Consider the following 19,219-nt stretch of genomic DNA (forward strand, 5'->3'; position numbering starts at 1 on the left):
ACTTGCGCTTTCGATCTCTCGTTAGCGGGAGGCGAATTCTACAGCGTTACTCGCTGCTGTCAACACCTCTTTTTTACCGCTTTCGACCGAGAGGATCGAACCGTCGATAGCGCCCAACAAACCGGCCCACCCACTCCTTCCGCGCCTCGATGAACTGAAGCGAAGCACTTACCGAAACCTGGTTAACTCACTGAAACTCAAGGAGTTTTCCGTTTCGACTGCGCCGGAAGTGGGGCGAATTATAGACATCCAGAATTTGCCGTCAACCCTTTATTTCGTTTTTATTACCGACGGGATCTTCTTGCCGATTAAACGAGGGATCCGCCGCGCAACCGGCCCAATCCTCAGCACCAACAATACGCCGCCTATAAAGGCGTATATCGACCACTCCTTGAGATCCGCTCGCACGATCCACAACATATGCAGCAAACCAAGCCCGAGGATCAGGTAGGCCAGCCGATGCAGCTTTTTCCAGCGGGCTCCAAGTCGCCTTTGACTATAACGATTGGACGTAACTGCCAAGGCCAGCAAGCCAAGAAAGCCGAGCGCTCCAACAATGATGTAGGGCCGCTTGCTCAGCTCGACGCCTAATTGCGACCAATCGAACCCCAGGATGAACGCCGCATATCCACCCAAATGCAACACGACGTAAGCAAAGCACCACAACCCCAACTGTCGTCTTACGGCAATCCACCCAGCCCAGCCGGTCAGCTTCTGCAGCGGCGTCATGCTCAATGTGATCAATAGCAGTACCAGGGTTCCCAACCCGAGTCGATCCACCAGCACCTTGCCTGGATCCGGTCCCAACGAATTCATGAACGCTTCGTAAAGCCAAAGCAATGGCCATATCGCCGCTGCGACGAAAACGCCTATCCGCCATGCCAGGAAACGCATCAGTAGTCTTTCCTCAGATCCATCCCTGCATATAAAGAAGCCACTTCCTCCTGGTATCCGTTGAACATCAAGGTATCGCGCACATTGGGGCTGAACAGACCGCTTGGCAAACGACGCTCTCGCGCCTGGGTCCAACGGGGATGATCGACGGTGGGATTCACGTTCGCATAAAAGCCGTACTCATCGGAGGCTATGCTTTGCCAAGTGGTCTTGGGCTGCTCACCCACCAGGCTGATGCGCACGATGGACTTGACGCTCTTGAAGCCATACTTCCACGGCACCACCAACCGTAAAGGAGCGCCATTCTGGTTAGGCAGCTCCCTTCCGTACATGCCAACCGCCAGGATGGCCAGCGGGTTCATCGCTTCATCCAACCGCAAACCTTCCACGTAGGGCCAGTCAATCAATGCAAAACCTGAACGCTGGCCTGGCATGGTCTTGGGGTCCTGCAAGGTTTCAAAACGAATGTATTTGGCCTTGGACGTCGGCTCGACTTGCTTGAGTAACGCGGATATGGGGAAACCAATCCAAGGGATGACCATTGACCAAGCCTCGACGCAGCGCAAACGGTAGATACGCTCTTCGAGCTGATAAGGCTTCATGAAATCTTCCAGTCCATAGCGCCCCGGCTTGCCCACCTCGCCATCCACCACCACGGTCCAGGGCTCGGTTTTCAACGATCCCGCATTGGCTGCCGGATCGCCTTTGTCAGTGCCGAACTCATAAAAGTTGTTGTAGTGGGTGGCATCCTTGAACGGTGTGATCGCCTCCCCCTTGGCGGTCACCGCATCCCATTGGGTAGCAGGCAGCTTATCGGCAAACCAGGACGGCGCGTTTCCAGGCTCCACATTGGGATAACGCGCCACATCAGCGGCGCCGGCCCAGCGCGGCAGACTGCTTATGGCGACGCCAGCCACGGCGGCCCCCAGCATCTGGCGACGGGATAGATAAAGGGATACGGGCGTGACGTCCGACTCATGACAATCGGACGACTTGGGGATCTTGATCAGCATGACGACTCCGCAGCATTGGGGGGAGATGCACCAATAGACTGCGGAGTATGGGGGAAATTAGATTAAGGCAACATTTAGCGGCGGCGAAGACGCAACAAATATTGCACCGGACCGGAAGCGGCATAGGCGAGGAAGACCAGCAGCAGGATACGTGGCGGATCGCTGAACACCACCGCAAACACCAGTACTACGGCCAGGATGGCCACGAACGGCACACGGCCCTTCAGGTCCAGCTCCTTGAAGCTGTTGTACTTGATGTTGCTGACCATCAGCATTCCGGCCGCCGCGACCAACAATGCGACCAGGAACGACATCTTCGAGCCCTGGATCCCGTAGTCGCTGAACGCCCAGACCACCCCCGCCACGACACCTGCAGCCGCAGGACTGGCGAGGCCAATGAAGTAGCGCTTGTCCGCAGTGCCGACCTGGGTATTGAAACGCGCCAGACGTAACGCGGCACCGGCTACATAGATGAAGGCAACCATCCAGCCGACCTTGCCCATGTCACCCAGCGCCCAGCCGAATGCCAGCAACGCAGGGGCGACACCGAACGCAACCATGTCGGACAGAGAATCGTATTCGGCACCGAATGCACTCTGGGTGTTGGTCATGCGGGCCACGCGCCCATCCAGGCCATCGAGCACCATGGCGACGAAAATCGCAATCGCGGCAAAAGCGAAGTAGCGACTCGCCCCAGCGCTGTCACCCGCACTTAATGCCGCCTGGGCACTCATGGAGCTGATGATGGAATAGAAACCGGCGAACAGGTTCGCGGTGGTAAACAGGTTCGGCAGCAGATAGATGCCACGATGCCGGACCTTACGGCCTTCCGCGTCATGCCCCTCTTCGACATGCTCGTCGATAGGCAACAGGCTTTCGGCGTCAGGAGCCTGGTTCGGCTCGTCGGGACGTTCGCTCATGGACAGTACCTTGCAACGGTGTGAAAAATTCGACAGGTGCCCGGGGCGACGGTTCGACCCCAAACGATGCAGCTTTATACCAGAAGCCGACGCCCAAACGAAAAAACGCGGCCTGGGCCGCGTTTTTTCGATCAAGCTCGCGACTCAGTTCTTGGCTTTGTCGACGATCTTGTTGGCACCGATCCACGGCATCATGGAGCGCAGTTGCTCGCCGATGATCTCGATACCGTGAGCGGCGTTGTTACGACGCTTGGCGGTCATCGAAGGATAGCCAGTAGCACCTTCGCTGATGAACATCTTGGCGTATTCGCCGTCCTGAATACGTTTCAGGGCATTGCGCATGGCCTGACGGGACTCGGCGTTGATGACTTCCGGACCGGTCACGTACTCGCCGTACTCGGCGTTGTTGGAGATCGAGTAGTTCATGTTGGCAATACCGCCTTCGTACATGAGGTCAACGATCAGCTTCAGTTCGTGCAGGCATTCGAAGTAGGCCATTTCAGGCGCGTAGCCTGCTTCAACCAGGGTTTCGAAACCGGCTTTCACCAGCTCAACGGTACCACCGCACAGAACGGCTTGCTCGCCGAACAGGTCGGTTTCAGTCTCGTCCTTGAAGGTGGTTTCGATGATGCCGGTACGACCGCCACCAACACCGGCAGCGTAGGACAGGGCCACGTTCTTGGCGTTGCCGGACGCATCCTGGTAAATCGCGATCAGGTCAGGGATACCGCCGCCCTTGACGAACTCGGAGCGTACGGTGTGGCCCGGTGCCTTCGGCGCGATCATGATCACGTCGAGGTCGGCGCGTGGCACAACCTGGTTATAGTGGATCGCGAAGCCGTGGGAGAAGGCCAGGGTGGCGCCTTTCTTGATGTTCGGCTCGATTTCGTTCTTGTACAGCGACGATTGGAACTCGTCAGGGGTCAGGATCATGACCAGGTCGGCAGCGGCTACGGCGGAAGCCACGTCGGTGACTTTCAGGCCATGGGCCTCGGCCTTGGCAACAGTGGCCGAGCCTTTGCGCAGGCCCACGGTCACGTCAACGCCGGAGTCTTTCAGGTTGCACGCCTGGGCGTGACCTTGAGAACCGTAGCCGATGATGGCGACTTTCTTGCCCTGGATGATCGACAGGTCGCAATCTTTATCGTAGAAAACTTTCATGAATTTCCCCTATATCCGGCCGTTCCGGCCATTCGCTAATTTGGTTTAGATGCTCAGTACTTTGTCGCCACGGGCAATCCCGGTGACGCCACTGCGTACGGTTTCCAGAATCGAGGCAGTGCCGATCGATTGAATGAAGCTGTCGAGCTTGTCGCTGGTACCGGTCAACTGAACGGTATAGACGCTGGCGCTGACATCGACGATCTGCCCACGATAAATATCGGTAGTGCGTTTGATCTCGGCGCGCTGGGCACCGGTGGCCTTGACCTTGACCAACATCAGTTCGCGTTCGATGTGAGCGCTTTCCGACAGGTCCACCAGCTTGACCACCTCGATCAGCTTGTTCAGGTTCTTGGTGATCTGCTCGATGACTTCATCGTGGCCCACGGTGGTCAGCGTCAGACGCGACAAGGTCGGATCCTCCGTTGGTGCCACGGTCAGGCTTTCGATGTTGTAGTTGCGCTGTGAGAACAGGCCCACTACGCGAGACAGAGCACCCGGTTCGTTTTCCAGAAGCAAGGAAATAATGTGTCGCATGATTAGGTACGCTCCGTCTTGCTCAGCCACATATCGCGCATGGAGCCGTCTTTGATCTGCATCGGGTAGACGTGCTCGCTGGTGTCGACCTGGATGTCCAGAAACACCAGTCGATCCTTCATGGCGAAGGCTTCTTCGAGCCCGGACTTCAAGTCCTTCAGGTCAGTGATGCGGATGCCGACGTGACCATAGGCCTCGACCAGCTTGACGAAATCCGGCAACGACTCCATGTAGGAGTGCGAGTGACGGCTGCCGTAGCTCATGTCCTGCCACTGGCGAACCATGCCCAGTACACCGTTGTTCAGGTTGACGATTTTCACCGGCAGACCGTATTGCAGGCAGGTCGACAGCTCCTGGATATTCATCTGGATGCTGCCTTCACCCGTCACACAGGCAACATCGTTGTCCGGGAAGCTCAACTTGACGCCCATGGCCGCCGGGAATCCGAAGCCCATGGTGCCGAGGCCGCCGGAGTTGATCCAGCGGTTGGGTTTGTTGAACTTGTAGTACTGCGCCGCGAACATCTGGTGCTGGCCCACGTCCGACGTCACGAAGGCGTCGCCGTTGGTCACTTCGCACAACGTCTCGATGACGGTCTGCGGCTTGATTACGCTGCCGTCGCCCTTGTCGTACGGGAACAGGCCCCGATCGCCACGCCATTCATCGACCTGCTTCCACCAACTGGCCACGGCATCTTTGTTAGGAGCCTCGCCAATTTCCTTGAGGATCGCGACCATCTCGGTCAGCACGCTCTCGACAGGACCCACAATCGGCACGTCTGCCTTGATGGTCTTGGAGATGGACGCCGGATCGATATCGATGTGGATGATCTTGGCGTTCGGACAGAACTTCGCCGGGCCGTTGATGACTCGGTCGTCGAAGCGCGCGCCCACGGCCAGGATCACATCGGCATGGTGCATCGCCAGGTTGGCGGTGTAGCTGCCGTGCATGCCGAGCATGCCGATGAACTGGCGGTCGGTACCTGGGTAGGCGCCGAGCCCCATCAGCGTATTCGTAACAGGCAGGTTGAGCATCTTGGCCAGTTCGGTGAGGGGCTCAGAACCACCGCCGAGGATCACGCCGCCGCCGGAATAGAGCACTGGACGCTTGGCCGCCAGCAGCATTTCGGCAGCCTTGCGGATTTGTCCCGAGTGACCGCGCACGGCCGGGCTGTAGGAGCGCAGCTTGGCTTTCTTCGGATAGATGTATTCGAACTTCTCGGCCGGGTTGGTCATGTCTTTTGGTACGTCGACCACGACAGGGCCAGGACGACCGGACTCGGCCAGGTAGAACGCCTTTTTCATGACCTCCGGGATTTCCGAAGCGTGCTTGATCATGAAGCTGTGCTTCACGATCGGCCGGGAGATACCGATCATGTCGGTTTCCTGGAACGCATCGGTGCCGACCATGGTGCTGGGCACCTGGCCGGAGATGATCACCATTGGAATCGAGTCCATATAGGCCGTGGCGATACCGGTAATGGCGTTCGTGGCGCCGGGGCCGGATGTCACCAGAACCACGCCGGCCTTGCCGGTGGCGCGGGCATAGCCGTCAGCCATGTGGGTGGCCGCTTGTTCGTGGCGAACCAGGATGTGGGTCACTTCCGGTTCTTTGAACAGGGCATCATAGACATGAAGAAGAGCACCACCGGGGTACCCGTAGATATATTTGACGCCTTCGTCACGCAAGAAGCGGACGAGCATCTCACCGCCAGATAAAAGCTCCACGTTGTTCACCTCTAAAACGCCAGAATACCGACCCATGGGAAAGGGACGGGTCTTAATAGGTTTACTTCTCGGCAGAGCATGAGCGACGGTGGTCGCCGACTACGTCAGCACTGACTGAGCAAGTATTGGGATCGTCCCAAGTGTTGCGGGCCTTTCCCACCCAGCGCGAGGTAACGCGTTGCGGGTGTAACAGGTCGGCGCGGATGTGCGCCTCATGATCTGCCGAGTGGGTCTGCTTCTGGCAGTCCCTCTACAGCGGACTTTGGATTCTTCTGTTTCGCCCTCTGCAAGTCAAGTCGTCAATGTGCTTTATTGAAGTAAGCACATGAGAACGCAAGAAAAAACCTTTAAACGGCTACTCTGTTAGCTTCGATTGCGCAACCCAGGACAAGGAAACAGCATGCGAATGATGTTATTGACGGCCAGCCTGTTGGTGGGCCTGAGCCCAATGAGCATGGCCGGCCAGATCTTCAAGTGGGTCGATGCCCAAGGCGTGACCCATTTCGGCGCCCAGCCGCCCGAGGGCGTCCAAGCGACCACCGTGGGCAAATCCGCGACGCCCGCCCCCAAACCTGCGGCGCCAGCTTCAGGAGGAGTCATTGGCGACCAGAAAACCATCGATCAGCAGGTAAAACAGCAGGTTGCTGAACAGGAAGCTCAACTCAAGGCGTTTTGCGAACAGGCACGGACAAACCTGGCGCAGCTGCAGAACAACCCTAGGGTACGGGAAGAGGTGGAAGGCGAAATGCGCCGGCTTACCGACGAAGAGCGGCGCCAGCGCATCGATGAAACCCGTGCGCAGATCGACGAGAACTGCCAGTGAGTACCGTCAGCTGACGGCGGCGATCAGCTGGTCGAATTGTGCCAGCAGTCGCTGCAACTCGGTCCCCTGCCCTGGCCGTTGGGCATAGACCATTTCAGCCATGGCCAGAATACCCGAGGCGTTGGGCAGCGGCAGGTCGTTTTCCAGGATGGCTTTCATGCGCGGAAGAAAGATCCATTGCAGCCACTGCTCGAAATCCAGGGTGTCGACGGCGAACGGCTCGACACTGGCCAGCGCCTCGGCCGAAGGCGAAACATCACTCCACCAGCCCTGGACCCGCAGCTCTCGCTCGATCAGCAGTAGCTGATCGGCAATCTTGGGAAACCGAACATCCATCAGAGCGAAACCTTGGCTTTCTGGCGGGCCAATGCCGCGCCTGCCGAATCGCCTTGCTTCTCGCGAGCCTGGGCGATCAATTCCCACAGGCTCGCCTGGAGCGCCGGGCGACCGCTGGAGAATGTCAGGCCGCGACGAGCCAGTTGTTCGGCTTGCGGCGCATCGCCCTGGGCCATGCGTACCTGGGCCAGACGATAAAGAACCTGCGGCTCACGCGGCGCAACACGCTGGGCTCGCTCGAGGCTCGAGGAAGCGCCGTTGAGATCCCCTCCCGCCTGCTGCTGTTGCGCCGTGGTCAACAGGGCCAATACCGGTCCGTCCAGTTGCTCATCGGCGGACAAGCCACCGGAACTGGCCGATGGGATACTGCTCGGCGTCGATGGCATGCTGTAGCTGCCCTGGTTGATCGGCGAGGTTTCGATAGGTCCAGGCGTGATCGGGCCCGGCGTGATCGGCGTGCTGCTGATCGGTGCCGACGTGGTGGCGCCACCTCCCGGCACCATTACCACCACGCCGGTGTCCCCTTGGGGAATCGCCTGCGCCTGGCCTTGCACTGGCCGTTTGACCGTCGTCTGACGGAAACCACCGTTGGCCGAGACTCGCTCACTATTGGAAACGGCCGTACCGGAGTCAACGACCGGAATCGAACCGCGCTGTACGGTGGAACAGCCACTGAGCAAAGCCACGGCGGTTACCGCTGGAATCAACCACTTGTTCACTTGAAACCCTCTTTGCTTAATTCATCCAGTCCTTGACCCAATCCATCACCGATTCGGCGGGATTCTGACCACCACAGGCTGCACCGGGTGGCGGTTCGCTGCCGCGAATATACGGCATCTGCACAGCGCCCGGGCAGTTGGCATCGGAGCCTTGCCCAGTGCGCGAATCGACCCAGGCCTGGACGATGTTGTCGGGTTGCGGCATGTCCAGAGGCAGCGGATCGGCCTTGCGCATGAAACTGGTCCAGACCTGCAACGCACCGGTGGCGCCAGTGAACGGCGTCTTGCCATTGTCGTCACGGCCAAGCCAGACCACCGCCAGCAAGTCCTGGCTGAAACCGGCGAACCAGCTGTCGCGCGAATCGTTACTCGTACCGGTCTTGCCCGCCAGGGTCAACGTCCGTGGGAGTACGTTATAGACCGAACTGCCAGTGCCTTCGCGCATGACTCGTTGCATGGCGCTCTGGATCAGATAAATAGAAGCCGGGTCGAAGCGTTGCTGAATCTGGAACGGATAACGCTTGAGCGGCTCGCCATCGGCGGTCAACACGCTGCGGATCCCGCGCATCGGTGTGTTGAAGCCACCATTGGCAAGGGTCTGGTACATGGCCGCCACTTCGATCGGAGCCAGGCCACCGGCGCCCAACAGCATCGATGGGAAGGCCGGGAATTCGCGGTTCACTCCCAGGCGCGCCAAGGTCTTGAGCACATTCGGCACGCCGACTTCCAGCCCGAGGCGGGCCGTCGATAGGTTGTAGGAATGCGCCAGGCCTTGGTACAGGAACACCGTGCCGTGGGGACGACGATCATAGTTCTGCGGCGTCCAGACCTGCCCGTCCGCGCCCTTGACCGAGAACGACTCATCGGACAGCCAACTGGTGAGCGTGTACTGGCTTGGCTTTTCCAACGCAGTGAGATAAACCGCCGGTTTGATCAGCGAGCCGATCGGTCGCACCGCGTCCAACGCCCGGTTGAATCCTGCGAAACTGGCCTGGCGGCTGCCGATCATCGCCTGGACTTCCCCGGTTTCAGGGTTGGTCACCACCATAGCCGCTTCGACTTCGTCGGAACCCTTGCGCCCCGCCAGTCGCTTGAAAGTGTCATTGACCGAGGCCTCGGCCTTCATCTGCAGGATCGGGTCGAAACTGGTGAAGATCCGCAGGCCTTCTTCGGTCAAGTCTTCGTCGCGGTAGTCTTCTCGCAGTTGACGCTTGACCAGGTCCATGAAGCCTGGGAAAGAACTGTCCGCCAAGCTCCCACGCTTGGTCACGCCCAGCGGCATCTTTTTCGCCGCCTCGACTTGTTCGGCCGTTGCCACGCCCTGCTGCTGCAACAGATCGAGCACCAGGTTGCGCCGCTCAAGCGCACGCTCCGGATTACGACGCGGATTGTAGGAAGACGGCCCCTTGACCATGCCCACCAACAACGCCACCTGGTGCAGCTTGAGTTCGGACAGTGGCTGGCTGAAGAAGAACTGGCTGGCCAGGCCGAAACCGTGCACCGCGCGCTGGCCGTCTTGCCCGACGAAGACCTCGTTGAGGTACGCCTCCAGGATCTCCTGCTTGTCGTAGTGCAGCTCCAGCAGCAACGCCATCATGGCTTCGGTCAACTTGCGGGTCAGGCTGCGCTCGTTGGTCAGGTAGAAGTTCTTGACCAACTGCTGGGTCAAGGTACTGCCGCCCTGGCGCATGTGCCCCGAAGAAGTATTGACCCAGACGGCACGGGCGATCGACTTGGGCGAGACGCCGAAGTGATGGTAGAAATCACGGTCCTCGACGGCAATCAGCGTATCGAGCAGGAACGGTGGCACCTGGTCGATCTTGATCAGGATGCGGTCTTCGAGGTTCTTGGGGTATAGGCCGCCAATCAACAGCGGCTCAAGACGCACCACGGACAGCTTGGCATTGTTGGCACCGGTAAGCGCGGCTACATAGTCGCCGGAAAACCGCACCCGCACCGGTTGCGCCTGCTCCATGCCTTCATAGAACTGGAAACCGCGGGTGTTGAGGTCGATGGTATTGCCGTTCACCGACGCCGCCCCGGGACCATTGGCGACGCTTTCGCGGCGATAACCCAAGGCATCGAGCTCAGTCAGGAAATCATCCTTGCTCAGCTTTTGTCCGACGAACAGCTCCAACGGCCGTGCGTAGACCTTGGCCGGGATGGTCCAGCGCTTGCCGGAGAACTTCTCCTGGACGATGGCATCGAGGTAGACGGCAAAACCGGCAAGCACGACAAGGCCTACCAGGCTCAGTTTAAGGGCCCAGCCCAACCAGGGCCGCAGGCGGCTGGCGGGTGGTTTCTTGGGGGTGCGGGGGGATCGGGTACGAGTCATGGCGGCGGATTATACGCACTTTGTCGAGGTTCAACATGAGTCCGCCAAGGTTTGCGTTAGCGCCGCTTGCGGCCATAATGACCGCCTTGAATTTTCCAGTCTCTGAAGGATCGCCCGTGAGCCAATCACTGATCGCTGCCCTGCAAAACCCAGCCCTCTACCCGCATCCCATCGAAGGGTTCCAGGTCATCGAAACCCACATCTCCTGGGTGTTGCTCACCGGCCCCTACGCTTACAAATTCAAGAAACCGGTCAATTTCGGCTTCCTCGACTTCACCAGCCTCGACGCACGCAAGCATTTCTGCGGCGAAGAACTGCGCCTGAACCAACGCCTGACCCAGGACCTTTACCTGGAAGTCTTACCGATCACTGGCAGTGCCCAAGCGCCACAACTGGGCGGCGACGGCCCGGCTATCGAATACGCCTTGAAAATGCGCCAGTTCCCCCAAAGTGAACTGCTCAGCACGCTGCAGGCCAATGGCGAACTGACCACCGCGCACATCGATGAAATGGCCGCGCAGATCGCCCAGTTCCACCTCACCACGCCAAAAGTGCCTGCCGACAATGCGGCGGGCACACCAGACAGCGTCATGGCGCCGGTGCGGCAGAATTTCGAACAGATCCGTCCATTCCTCAACGACAAGGCTGACCTGCTGCAACTCGAGGCTCTCCAGGCCTGGGCGGAAACCAGCTTCGAGCGGCTCAAGCCGTTGTTTACCCAACGCAAGGCCGACGGTTTCATTCGCGAGTGCCACGGCGACATCCATCTGGGCAACGCCACGGTGATCGACGGCAAAGTGGTGATCTTCGACTGCATCGAATTCAACGAGCCATTCCGTTTCACCGATGTCTACGCCGACACCGGGTTCTTGGCGATGGACCTTGAAGACCGCGGCCTCAAGTCCCTGGCGCGACGCTTCGTCAGCCAATACCTGGAGCTGACCGGCGATTACGATGGCCTGGAATTGCTGAACTTCTACAAGGCCTATCGTGCCCTGGTCCGCGCCAAGGTCGCGCTGTTCAGCATGCCCGCCGAAGCCGATCCGGTGCAGCGCGCCACGACCCTGCGTCAATACCGCAACTACGCCAACCTGGCGGAAAGCTACAGCACGATTCCTTCGCGCTTCCTGGCCATCACCCATGGCGTGTCCGCCGTTGGCAAAAGCCACGTAGCGATGCGCCTGGTGGAAGCGCTTGGCGCGATTCGCCTGCGCTCGGACGTGGAACGCAAGCGCCTGTTCGGTGAACAGCAAGTGCCCAACGATCCACAGGCCGGCATCTATAGCAGCGATGCCAGCAGCGCCACGTACGCCCGGCTGCATGAGGTCGCCGATGCGATCCTCCACGCCGGTTTTCCCGTGGTGATCGATGCCACCTACCTCAAGCATGATCAGCGCGACGCCGCGGCCAAGGTTGCCGAAGGCACGGGCGCGCCGTTCCTGATTCTGGATTGCGAGGCGCCGCAAGCAGTGATCGAGAGCCGGCTCGCCCAGCGCCAAGCCGACCAGAAGGATCCTTCCGATGCCAACCTGACCGTCATCGCCGGCCAGCAGGCCAGCCGGGAAGCACTGACGCCGGCAGAAATCCTTTGCAGCAAACGGGTTCAAACCAACGAAAGCGGCACGCTGGATGTCGTGGTGGCGCAGATCCGCCAGCGCTTGCCGGGCCTGTAGAAACTATTTCGGCCGTGAAGCGACGCCCGGCTTCACGGCCGCCAAATAGTGGCACTATACTGGCGTCATAAAACCATCAGGTGATATGCCATGAGCCACCCAAAGCTTCTCGATACCCCGCTTTATGCCTTGTTGCGCAAAGATGACGTCGCCGGGTTTAACGCCGAACGACCTCAAGGTCCTATCGACATGCGCGGCGGCGATTTTCGTGGCCTCGACCTGCGGGAATTGAACGCCGACGACGTGGATTTCACGGATGCCTACTTCCGTTCCACCGATTTGCGCGGCATCGATTTTCGCAAGTCGTCACTGGAAGGCGCGAGCCTGGCTCATGCGCAGATCTCCGGCACCTACTTTCCACCCGAGCTATCTGCCGACGAGATCCTGATGTCGATGAATTTCGGCACTCGCCTGCGCTATCGCACCCGCTGAAACGACGGCACCCGTGGTTGCGGCACCATCACTCTCCAGCGCCCCTGCCTGCGCTGGACGATGCGCTTTTCCTTCTTTCCTCACCCATCGTGCGTAATGCATTAGAAGCTTTTGCGTCGATTCCGATCAAAGAATCACGCTTTTCCTGCTGAACGCTACACTCCTGAAAAGCTTGCCCACTGCACCAGTCGGCCGTCGCAAGGAGGCTCGATGAATGATGAACTGCAACACCTGAAGAATCTGGGCAAGACATCAGCCCAGTGGCTGCACGCCGTGGGCATCCACAGCGCCTCGGATCTGCGCCGGCTCGGCGCGGTAGACGCCTATCGCGCCGTACGCACTCGCGGGTTTCGCGCTTCCAAAGTGCTGCTGTATGCCATCGAAGGCGCGCTGATGGACATGCATTGGAACGATATCCCCCCGGAACGCAAGGAAGCCCTCAACAAACAGTTGGATGCCATTTCGGCGCGGCACAAAGCCTGAAACCATTTTTTTTCGCGTCCGACCCGCTCACGCCAAGAAACTTCGGGCAATCGGGAAAGAATGTTTGACTTGGTAATGAGAATCGCTATGATTACCACATCCGGTCGCGAGACTGGTCGATATTTGAAAAGCCCTTGGTTCGGACTCTCAGATATCTCCTCATCAGGCTAATCACGGTTATTTGACCCGGCTTTTGCCGGGTCTTTTTTTGCCTGGAGAATCACTTCGCGTCGCCTGAACGCATTTGCGCACAGTAATCCTGCAGCGGCATTGCCGGGGTGTACCACACGTAATCCGCCATGGCCGGTGTCACATTGCCGCCCTCTTCAGCCAACATCAGCACCGACGGCGCATCGTGGGCCCCCAGATCCAGCGCATGCAGCGGCACGCCAACGTCCTTGCGGCCATGCCAGGCGCCCGCGAACAACAACGCCGGCGCGGGAGCCTCAAGCAATCGTTCGGCCATGCGCCGGTCACGCTGCTGCTGCACAGCCAGCATCGCAGGCATTTGCGACTCTGGCAGGAGTCCGCAGTGGGACTCACGGATCTGCTCCAGCAGCACGCCCTTCACAGCATCCGAATTGGAAAGAACTCCCTGCATCACAGGCGCTTGACGATAAATTCGTTGGATCTGCGCGCTGTCCAGATTGGCCGCCAGCACGGGATAGGATTGCATCAGGGCGAACTCGACCATGGGCCCGTAGAGGCTCCAGTCCCAACCTGGCGACCAGTCCAACGCGCCGGGCAGATCCCTTGGCAAGGCAGACAACTGGCGAACCGCGTCGACCCGTGGTTGTTGCTGGGGCGTCAACATCTCCAGTAACAGGCTGCCTTGGGCCCGTCGCTCGGCCAAGGCCTGGAGCAGCCAACGCTGCAATTCATGGTGATCGCGATTGTCATGTTGCTCTCCAACCACGACTCGCTGGGCACCCGCCAAACGCTTGACCAATACCTGGGGCGTGATCGATTGGCCGGTGTGCAAATCACGAATCCGTCCACCAAGCGGAGGGGGCTCGACACTTTGACAGGCCGTCAACACAGCCAATGCCAGCATCAGGATCAAGCGCATATCGGTATTCTCCAGCCAGACTCAGCGGGCAATGATCAACGGATGGCCGCGCTCCGGATGGGACTGCACCAGCACGTCCAGGCCAAACACCGCCTTGAGGGGCTCCGGGCGCAGCACTTGCTGGGGCGAATCCAGGGCCACCGGCCTGCCGGACGCCAGCAGCAACAGGCGATCACAGTAACGCGCCGCCAGGTTCAGGTCATGCAGGATCACCAGCACCGCCGCGCCACGACCGGAAAATTCACGCACCGCTTGCAGAATGGTGTGCTGATGCAGCGGATCGAGCATGGACGTGGGTTCGTCCAGCAGCAGGATCTGTCCCGCCTCGCCCGGCCACAATTGCGCCAGTACCCGGGCCAGATGGACCCGCTGTCGCTCACCGCCGGACAAGCTCAGGTAATTGCGACCTTGCAAATGTGCGGCGTCCGCAGCCCGCAGCGCCAATTCGACAATTTGCCCGTCACGTATCCGGCCGCTCTGGTGGGGCAGCCGCCCGAGGCTGACGACTTCTTCAACACGGAATGCGAAATCCAGGGTCGAGGTCTGCGGCAATACCGCCAGGCGACGGGCGCGCTCGCTGCCTTCCCACTGGGCCAATGGCCGATCATCGAGCCAGACCTCTCCCTGTGCCGGACGCATTTCTCCACACAAACCGGCGAGCAGCGTACTTTTGCCCGCCCCATTGGGACCCAGCACACCCAGCACTTCGCCCGGAGTGAGCTGCAGATCAATATCCGCCAATACGGTTTTGTGGCCCCGGCGAATGTACAGGTTCTGCGCTCGCAACATCAGGCGCGCCCCCGCAACAAAAGATAAAGGAAAAACGGCGCGCCGATGAAGGCCGTGACGATGCCGATCGGCAGCTCAGCCGGGGCCAGCGCCAGACGCGCGACCAAATCGGCGAGCAGCAACAGGCTCGCCCCCGCCAGCACCGATGCCGGCAACAGGACGCGGTGGTCCGGCCCCGCCATCAACCGTACCAGGTGCGGCACCACCAGCCCGACAAAGCCGATCATGCCCGCCGCCGCGACGGCAGCCCCGACGCCCAAGGCGGTACAGAACACCAACTCTCGCTTGAGCCGTTCGACGTCGATGCCCAGATGGGCGGCTTCCGATTCGCCGAGCAGCAAGGCGTTAAGCGCCCGGGCGCGACGCGGCAGCCAGATCGCGACGCCGACGCTGACCAGCAACAACGGCCACAACCGCCCGTAGCTGGCACCGTTTAGGCTCCCCAGGTTCCAGAACGTCAGGGTGCGCAAGGTCGCATCGTCCGCCAGGTAAGTGAACAAACCGACCGCGGAACCGGAGAGCGCGGTCAAGGCAATGCCAGCCAAGAGCATGGTGGCGACATGCGTCTGGCCGTTGCGCCGGCCGAGGCGATAGACCAGCGCCGTGACTCCAAGCCCGCCGAGAAACGCACACAACGACAACACGTAAGGCCCCAACGCTTCGGGCACCCCGCCCAGCGCCGAGCCGGCGACGATGGCAAACGCGGCACCCAACGCCGCGCCACTGGACACGCCCACCAACCCCGGGTCGGCCAGCGGGTTACGAAACAATCCTTGCATCGCCACGCCAGACAGCGCCAACACTCCCCCCACCATCAGTCCCAGCAACGTGCGCGGCAGACGAATCTGGCCAAGGATCAGCTCGGCCTGCTCCAGGCCGTCGGCGGCCACCGGCAGACCCAACAGGCGCAGGGCGGCCCGCAAGGTATCGAATAAGGGCAAGCTCACCGGCCCCAACGCCAGGGACAGCCAGGTCGCCAGCAGACACAGCAGGCCCAGCCCAATAAACAACGTGCGCGGCTTGACCAGCGCCGTCATGGCACCTGGGCCGGATAGAACGCATTGGTCAGCTTCACCAGGCTTTGCGGCAAACGTGGGCTTAGTCCGCCCACCAGCAACGTTGGGTCCAGCTCCATGACGCGCCCGTCTCTGGCGGCGCGCGTCGAGGACAGGATCGGATTTTCCTTGAACAACGCCGCGCGCGCCTCTTCACCGCGCAAAGCACGATCGGCGAAGACCAGCACTTCAGGGTTCAGGCTGGCCAGGGTTTCAACGGAGAACGGTTTGTAACCGCTGTGGGTCGCCAGGTTGTGGCCGCCGGCCTGTTGCAGTAGCCAATCAGCGGCGGTGTCCTTGCCCGCGACCAGCGGCTTGCCGCCGGCGCTGCCCACCAACAGCAATACACCAGGCGCCTTTTGCTTGAGCCGGGCTTCATCCACCCTAACGCTATGCCGGGAAAGACTCTGTTGATAATCCTCGAACAATTCTCTAGCCCTGGACTCGGCTCCCAACAACTGACCCAGGTGACGCAGATTGTCCTGGAGCGCCGCCAGGCTTGGCGCCGCAGAGAACAGTTCGACCTGCACCCCGGCGTTGCGAATCTGCGCCAAAACCGGAGGCGGCCCCATTTCTTCGGTACCCACCAGGATTTGCGGACGCAAGCTCAGCACGCCCTCCGCCGATAGCTGCCGCTGATAACCGATACTGGGCAACGCTCGCAGCGATTCGGGATGCTGGCTGGTCGTGTCCACGCCCACCAGTTTCGATTCACCACCCAGCGCGCCGACCCACTCGGACAAGGCGCCGCCGGCGCTCACCCAGCGCTGCGCAAGATCGGCCGCCAACGCTCCCTGGCAGGCCAGCAAGACGATACAGAGCGCAGCAACGCGGACATTCAGGCGCATCGGGCAGCTTCCTCGAAGAAGTTTTCCACAGGGTCGGGCTTGGACAAGTATCCTCGACACCACCTGCGAAGGAGGCGCCATTTGATAATTGTTTTCATTTGACCGTCAAGCATGGCACTCGACAACATAGCCTTCAACGAGCCCGTCCTTATGACACCTAGAGACTCACATGAAATTTCTTTGTAGCACCGCCGAGCTGCCTGAAAGCGGCAGTCGCGGTTTCGACATGAATGGGCGCAAGGTCCTGGCCGTGCGGCGCGCAGGCCAGGCGTATGTCTATCTCAACCGCTGCCCGCACCGCGGCGTGCCGCTGGAATGGCAACCCGACCAGTTTCTCGATACCAGCGCCAGCCTCATCCAGTGCGCGACCCACGGCGCGCTGTTCCTGATCGAAAGCGGTGAGTGCGTCGCCGGCCCTTGCGCGGGGCAATTCCTGGCGGCGCTAGATTGCCGGGAGGACGATCAAGGCATTTGGGTCGAGCTGTAGTGGCTCAAGCAACACCGGCAGCGGACGATCGACCCACATCTGCTCCGGCGTCAGCGTGGCGCCATATGCCAACACTTCCACCCCGGCGGCCACGGCCTCGCGCAACGCCGCGGCGTACACCGGGTCGATTTCGTGCGCCGGCCGCACCGCATCGATGCCGCTCAGATTCACGCAATACAACTGCACCGCGCGCACGCCCTCCCGCGCCAGGCAAGCCAGCTCTCGCAGGTGCTTGGCGCCACGCAGGGTTACCGCATCGGGAAACGCCGCGACATTCGTCCCGTCGAAACCCAGCGTGACGCTTTTCACCTCGACCCAGGCCGAGCTGCGATCCGCGTAGTCGAGCCGAAAATCGATGCGGCTGTTCTCGACGCCATAGGCCACTTCCCGCTTGAGCCCTATGAACCCGTTCAGCTCACTGATGACACCGGCGCGCAGCGCTTCCTCGATCAACCCATTGGCCCGCGCGGTGTTGATACAGGCCAAGCGCCCCTGAGGGGTTTCGCCTATTTCCCAAGTGCCCGGCAACTTGCGTTTGGGGTCATTGGAGCGACTGAACCAGACGCGCGCGCCCTCGGCCATGCAATTGAGCATCGAGCCGGTGTTGGGACAGTGAATTGTCAACAGTTCGCCATGAACGGTCTCGATATCGGCGAGAAAACGTTTGTAACGTCGAATCAACCGTCCTTCTTCCAAGGCAGGGGAAAAGAGCATCAGCCTTGCCAGCTCCGCAGTCCGCGTTCAATTCGCTCCACCGCTTCTTGCAGCCGCGGCAGGCTTTGGGTGTAGGCGAAACGCACGTGATGACCGGCCTGATGACGACCGAAATCGAGCCCCGGCGTGAACGCCACGTGTTCGGTTTCCAGGAAGTGCTGGCAGAACGCGAAGGCATCTGCGCCGAAAGCGCTGATATCGGCATAAAGGTAGAACGCCCCTTGGGGCTCCACTGCGATGCCGAACCCCAGCTTACGCAACGCTGGCAGGAGAAAGTCACGACGCAGCGCGAACTCGGCGCGCCGTTGTTCGAAAATCGCAATGGTCGCCGGCTCGAAACAGGCCAAGGCCGCGTACTGGGCCATGCTTGGCGCACTGATGTAGAGGTTTTGCGCGAGCTTTTCCAACTCAGCGACGGCCGCCGAAGGCGCCACCAGCCAGCCCAGCCGCCAGCCGGTCATGCCGAAATATTTGGAAAAGCTATTAAGGACGAACGCATCGTCATCGACTTCCAGCACGCTGGCGGCGTCGGTGCCGTAGGTCAGGCCGTGATAGATCTCGTCGACAACCAGGTGCCCGTTGTGGGCCTTGATCGCCTTGGACAATCCCGCCAATTCATCCCGGCTGAGAATCGTCCCGGTCGGGTTGGCCGGGGAAGCCACCAGGGCACCGACGCTGTCCTGGTCCCAATGGCGATCCACCAGGTCCGGCGTCAACTGATAACGCACGTCCGGCCCCACGGGCACCAATTGTGCCGCGCCTTCGATCAGCCGCAGGAAATGACGGTTGCAGGGGTAGCCTGGGTCGGCCAATAGCCAATGTTTACCAGGGTCCACCAGCAGAGCACTGGCCAGCAACAACGCGCCGGAGCCACCCGGAGTAACCAGGACGCGCCGGGGATCGATCTCCACGCCGTAGCGCTGCGCGTAGAAACCGGCGATGGCTTCGCGCAGCTCGGGAATGCCCCGGGCCGCGGTGTAGCGGGTCTTGCCGGCGGCCAGGGCAGCCTGGCCGGCCTGGATGATCGGCTCGGCGGTAGTGAAGTCCGGCTCGCCGATTTCCAGGTGAATGACATCGTTCCCGGCGGCCTGCAGTTCGTTGGCGCGCGCCAGCAGCGCCATGACATGGAATGGTTCGATGGCACGGCTGCGTGCGCTGTAGGGCTGGGCCATTGGGCCGTCCTTCACGAAAAAAGAACCGATTC

20 protein-coding genes are annotated in these 19,219 nt (G+C 60.5%); 5 read left to right on the forward strand and 15 right to left on the reverse strand.

Going from position 1 to position 19,219, the window contains the following annotated elements:
* Nucleotides 1-270: 270 nt before the first annotated feature.
* The 6 genes from msrQ to ACLK1G_RS23715 form a co-directional block, all read right to left on the reverse strand.
* Complete coding sequence (msrQ, locus tag ACLK1G_RS23690) at nucleotides 271-894, reverse strand: protein-methionine-sulfoxide reductase heme-binding subunit MsrQ (protein WP_420767586.1); 624 nt, start codon at nucleotides 892-894, stop codon at nucleotides 271-273.
* Entirely contained in the window at nucleotides 894-1,907 is a 1,014-nt protein-coding gene (gene msrP, locus ACLK1G_RS23695; RefSeq protein ID WP_420767587.1) for a protein-methionine-sulfoxide reductase catalytic subunit MsrP, read from the reverse strand. Before msrP ends, msrQ begins: the two co-directional genes overlap by 1 nt.
* Nucleotides 1,908-1,981: 74 nt before the next feature.
* Nucleotides 1,982-2,827 carry a CDP-diacylglycerol--serine O-phosphatidyltransferase gene (pssA, locus tag ACLK1G_RS23700; protein ID WP_420767588.1) on the reverse strand — a complete coding sequence of 282 codons (846 nt, stop codon included), beginning with the start codon at nucleotides 2,825-2,827 and terminating at the stop codon, nucleotides 1,982-1,984.
* 144 nt (nucleotides 2,828-2,971) lie between these two features.
* Nucleotides 2,972-3,988 carry a ketol-acid reductoisomerase gene (gene ilvC, locus ACLK1G_RS23705; RefSeq protein ID WP_003228216.1) on the reverse strand — a complete coding sequence of 339 codons (1,017 nt, stop codon included), beginning with the start codon at nucleotides 3,986-3,988 and terminating at the stop codon, nucleotides 2,972-2,974.
* Nucleotides 3,989-4,033: 45 nt separating this feature from the next.
* A complete protein-coding gene (gene ilvN, locus ACLK1G_RS23710; protein ID WP_003176102.1) occupies nucleotides 4,034-4,525 on the reverse strand; it encodes an acetolactate synthase small subunit in 492 nt (163 codons plus the stop codon).
* Between the two features lie 2 nt (nucleotides 4,526-4,527).
* The gene (locus tag ACLK1G_RS23715) at nucleotides 4,528-6,252 is read right to left on the reverse strand and encodes an acetolactate synthase 3 large subunit (protein ID WP_420767589.1); all 1,725 of its coding nucleotides are present in this window, start codon (nucleotides 6,250-6,252) and stop codon (nucleotides 4,528-4,530) included.
* A 400-nt stretch (nucleotides 6,253-6,652) separates the two neighbouring features.
* On the opposite strand from ACLK1G_RS23715, the gene ACLK1G_RS23720 reads away from it, so the two are divergent.
* Nucleotides 6,653-7,075 (forward strand): DUF4124 domain-containing protein, encoded by a 423-nt coding sequence (locus ACLK1G_RS23720; protein ID WP_420767590.1) that lies wholly within the window; start codon nucleotides 6,653-6,655, stop codon nucleotides 7,073-7,075.
* Between the two features lie 6 nt (nucleotides 7,076-7,081).
* Here the strand turns inward: ACLK1G_RS23720 and ACLK1G_RS23725 are convergent, their stop codons facing one another.
* From ACLK1G_RS23725 to mrcB, 3 genes are read right to left on the reverse strand one after another with little or no spacing between them, the layout of a single operon-like run.
* Nucleotides 7,082-7,411 (reverse strand): YqcC family protein, encoded by a 330-nt coding sequence (locus ACLK1G_RS23725; RefSeq protein WP_420767591.1) that lies wholly within the window; start codon nucleotides 7,409-7,411, stop codon nucleotides 7,082-7,084.
* The gene (locus ACLK1G_RS23730) at nucleotides 7,411-8,130 is read right to left on the reverse strand and encodes a tetratricopeptide repeat protein (protein WP_420767592.1); all 720 of its coding nucleotides are present in this window, start codon (nucleotides 8,128-8,130) and stop codon (nucleotides 7,411-7,413) included. Before ACLK1G_RS23730 ends, ACLK1G_RS23725 begins: the two co-directional genes overlap by 1 nt.
* Nucleotides 8,131-8,146: 16 nt before the next feature.
* The gene (mrcB, locus tag ACLK1G_RS23735) at nucleotides 8,147-10,465 is read right to left on the reverse strand and encodes a penicillin-binding protein 1B (protein ID WP_420767593.1); all 2,319 of its coding nucleotides are present in this window, start codon (nucleotides 10,463-10,465) and stop codon (nucleotides 8,147-8,149) included.
* 116 nt (nucleotides 10,466-10,581) lie between these two features.
* Between mrcB and ACLK1G_RS23740 the strand changes: the two genes are divergently transcribed.
* From ACLK1G_RS23740 to ACLK1G_RS23750, 3 genes are all read left to right on the forward strand, one after another.
* The gene (locus tag ACLK1G_RS23740) at nucleotides 10,582-12,138 is read left to right on the forward strand and encodes a bifunctional aminoglycoside phosphotransferase/ATP-binding protein (protein ID WP_420767594.1); all 1,557 of its coding nucleotides are present in this window, start codon (nucleotides 10,582-10,584) and stop codon (nucleotides 12,136-12,138) included.
* A gap of 90 nt (nucleotides 12,139-12,228) precedes the next feature.
* A complete protein-coding gene (locus ACLK1G_RS23745; RefSeq protein WP_420767595.1) occupies nucleotides 12,229-12,570 on the forward strand; it encodes a pentapeptide repeat-containing protein in 342 nt (113 codons plus the stop codon).
* A 210-nt stretch (nucleotides 12,571-12,780) separates the two neighbouring features.
* Entirely contained in the window at nucleotides 12,781-13,053 is a 273-nt protein-coding gene (locus ACLK1G_RS23750; RefSeq protein WP_420767596.1) for a TfoX/Sxy family protein, read from the forward strand.
* 220 nt (nucleotides 13,054-13,273) lie between these two features.
* Here the strand turns inward: ACLK1G_RS23750 and ACLK1G_RS23755 are convergent, their stop codons facing one another.
* From ACLK1G_RS23755 to ACLK1G_RS23770, 4 genes are read right to left on the reverse strand one after another with little or no spacing between them, the layout of a single operon-like run.
* Nucleotides 13,274-14,122 (reverse strand): ChaN family lipoprotein, encoded by an 849-nt coding sequence (locus ACLK1G_RS23755; RefSeq protein ID WP_420767597.1) that lies wholly within the window; start codon nucleotides 14,120-14,122, stop codon nucleotides 13,274-13,276.
* A gap of 21 nt (nucleotides 14,123-14,143) precedes the next feature.
* Entirely contained in the window at nucleotides 14,144-14,911 is a 768-nt protein-coding gene (locus ACLK1G_RS23760; protein ID WP_420767598.1) for a heme ABC transporter ATP-binding protein, read from the reverse strand.
* Entirely contained in the window at nucleotides 14,911-15,894 is a 984-nt protein-coding gene (locus ACLK1G_RS23765; RefSeq protein WP_420767662.1) for a FecCD family ABC transporter permease, read from the reverse strand. The genes ACLK1G_RS23760 and ACLK1G_RS23765 overlap by 1 nt, the downstream gene beginning before the upstream one ends.
* Before the next feature lie 50 nt (nucleotides 15,895-15,944).
* Complete coding sequence (locus tag ACLK1G_RS23770; protein WP_420767599.1) at nucleotides 15,945-16,814, reverse strand: heme/hemin ABC transporter substrate-binding protein; 870 nt, start codon at nucleotides 16,812-16,814, stop codon at nucleotides 15,945-15,947.
* A 169-nt stretch (nucleotides 16,815-16,983) separates the two neighbouring features.
* On the opposite strand from ACLK1G_RS23770, the gene ACLK1G_RS23775 reads away from it, so the two are divergent.
* Complete coding sequence (locus tag ACLK1G_RS23775) at nucleotides 16,984-17,301, forward strand: Rieske (2Fe-2S) protein (RefSeq protein WP_420767600.1); 318 nt, start codon at nucleotides 16,984-16,986, stop codon at nucleotides 17,299-17,301.
* Here ACLK1G_RS23775 and sfsA read toward each other — a convergent pair.
* Entirely contained in the window at nucleotides 17,257-18,015 is a 759-nt protein-coding gene (gene sfsA / locus ACLK1G_RS23780; RefSeq protein ID WP_420767601.1) for a DNA/RNA nuclease SfsA, read from the reverse strand. The two genes, ACLK1G_RS23775 and sfsA, sit on opposite strands and share 45 nt — an antisense overlap.
* Nucleotides 18,015-19,187 carry a pyridoxal phosphate-dependent aminotransferase gene (locus ACLK1G_RS23785; RefSeq protein WP_420767602.1) on the reverse strand — a complete coding sequence of 391 codons (1,173 nt, stop codon included), beginning with the start codon at nucleotides 19,185-19,187 and terminating at the stop codon, nucleotides 18,015-18,017. The genes sfsA and ACLK1G_RS23785 overlap by 1 nt, the downstream gene beginning before the upstream one ends.
* Between the last annotated feature and the right edge of the window lie 32 nt (nucleotides 19,188-19,219).

This window comes from Pseudomonas algeriensis, from assembly GCF_048847255.1.
Lineage (GTDB): Bacteria > Pseudomonadota > Gammaproteobacteria > Pseudomonadales > Pseudomonadaceae > Aquipseudomonas.

Bases quoted from the DNA above. Each gene is read 5' to 3' on its own strand.
- msrQ (WP_420767586.1), bottom strand. From the start codon at position 894: ATGCGTTTCCTGGCATGGCGGATAGGCGTTTTCGTCGCAGCGGCGATA.
- msrP (WP_420767587.1), bottom strand. From the start codon at position 1,907: ATGCTGATCAAGATCCCCAAGTCGTCCGATTGTCATGAGTCGGACGTC.
- pssA (WP_420767588.1), bottom strand. From the start codon at position 2,827: ATGAGCGAACGTCCCGACGAGCCGAACCAGGCTCCTGACGCCGAAAGC.
- ilvC (WP_003228216.1), bottom strand. From the start codon at position 3,988: ATGAAAGTTTTCTACGATAAAGATTGCGACCTGTCGATCATCCAGGGC.
- ilvN (WP_003176102.1), bottom strand. From the start codon at position 4,525: ATGCGACACATTATTTCCTTGCTTCTGGAAAACGAACCGGGTGCTCTG.
- ACLK1G_RS23720 (WP_420767590.1), top strand. From the start codon at position 6,653: ATGCGAATGATGTTATTGACGGCCAGCCTGTTGGTGGGCCTGAGCCCA.
- ACLK1G_RS23725 (WP_420767591.1), bottom strand. From the start codon at position 7,411: ATGGATGTTCGGTTTCCCAAGATTGCCGATCAGCTACTGCTGATCGAG.
- mrcB (WP_420767593.1), bottom strand. From the start codon at position 10,465: ATGACTCGTACCCGATCCCCCCGCACCCCCAAGAAACCACCCGCCAGC.
- ACLK1G_RS23745 (WP_420767595.1), top strand. From the start codon at position 12,229: ATGAGCCACCCAAAGCTTCTCGATACCCCGCTTTATGCCTTGTTGCGC.
- ACLK1G_RS23750 (WP_420767596.1), top strand. From the start codon at position 12,781: ATGAATGATGAACTGCAACACCTGAAGAATCTGGGCAAGACATCAGCC.
- ACLK1G_RS23755 (WP_420767597.1), bottom strand. From the start codon at position 14,122: ATGCGCTTGATCCTGATGCTGGCATTGGCTGTGTTGACGGCCTGTCAA.
- ACLK1G_RS23760 (WP_420767598.1), bottom strand. From the start codon at position 14,911: ATGTTGCGAGCGCAGAACCTGTACATTCGCCGGGGCCACAAAACCGTA.
- ACLK1G_RS23770 (WP_420767599.1), bottom strand. From the start codon at position 16,814: ATGCGCCTGAATGTCCGCGTTGCTGCGCTCTGTATCGTCTTGCTGGCC.
- ACLK1G_RS23775 (WP_420767600.1), top strand. From the start codon at position 16,984: ATGAAATTTCTTTGTAGCACCGCCGAGCTGCCTGAAAGCGGCAGTCGC.
- sfsA (WP_420767601.1), bottom strand. From the start codon at position 18,015: ATGCTCTTTTCCCCTGCCTTGGAAGAAGGACGGTTGATTCGACGTTAC.
- ACLK1G_RS23785 (WP_420767602.1), bottom strand. From the start codon at position 19,187: ATGGCCCAGCCCTACAGCGCACGCAGCCGTGCCATCGAACCATTCCAT.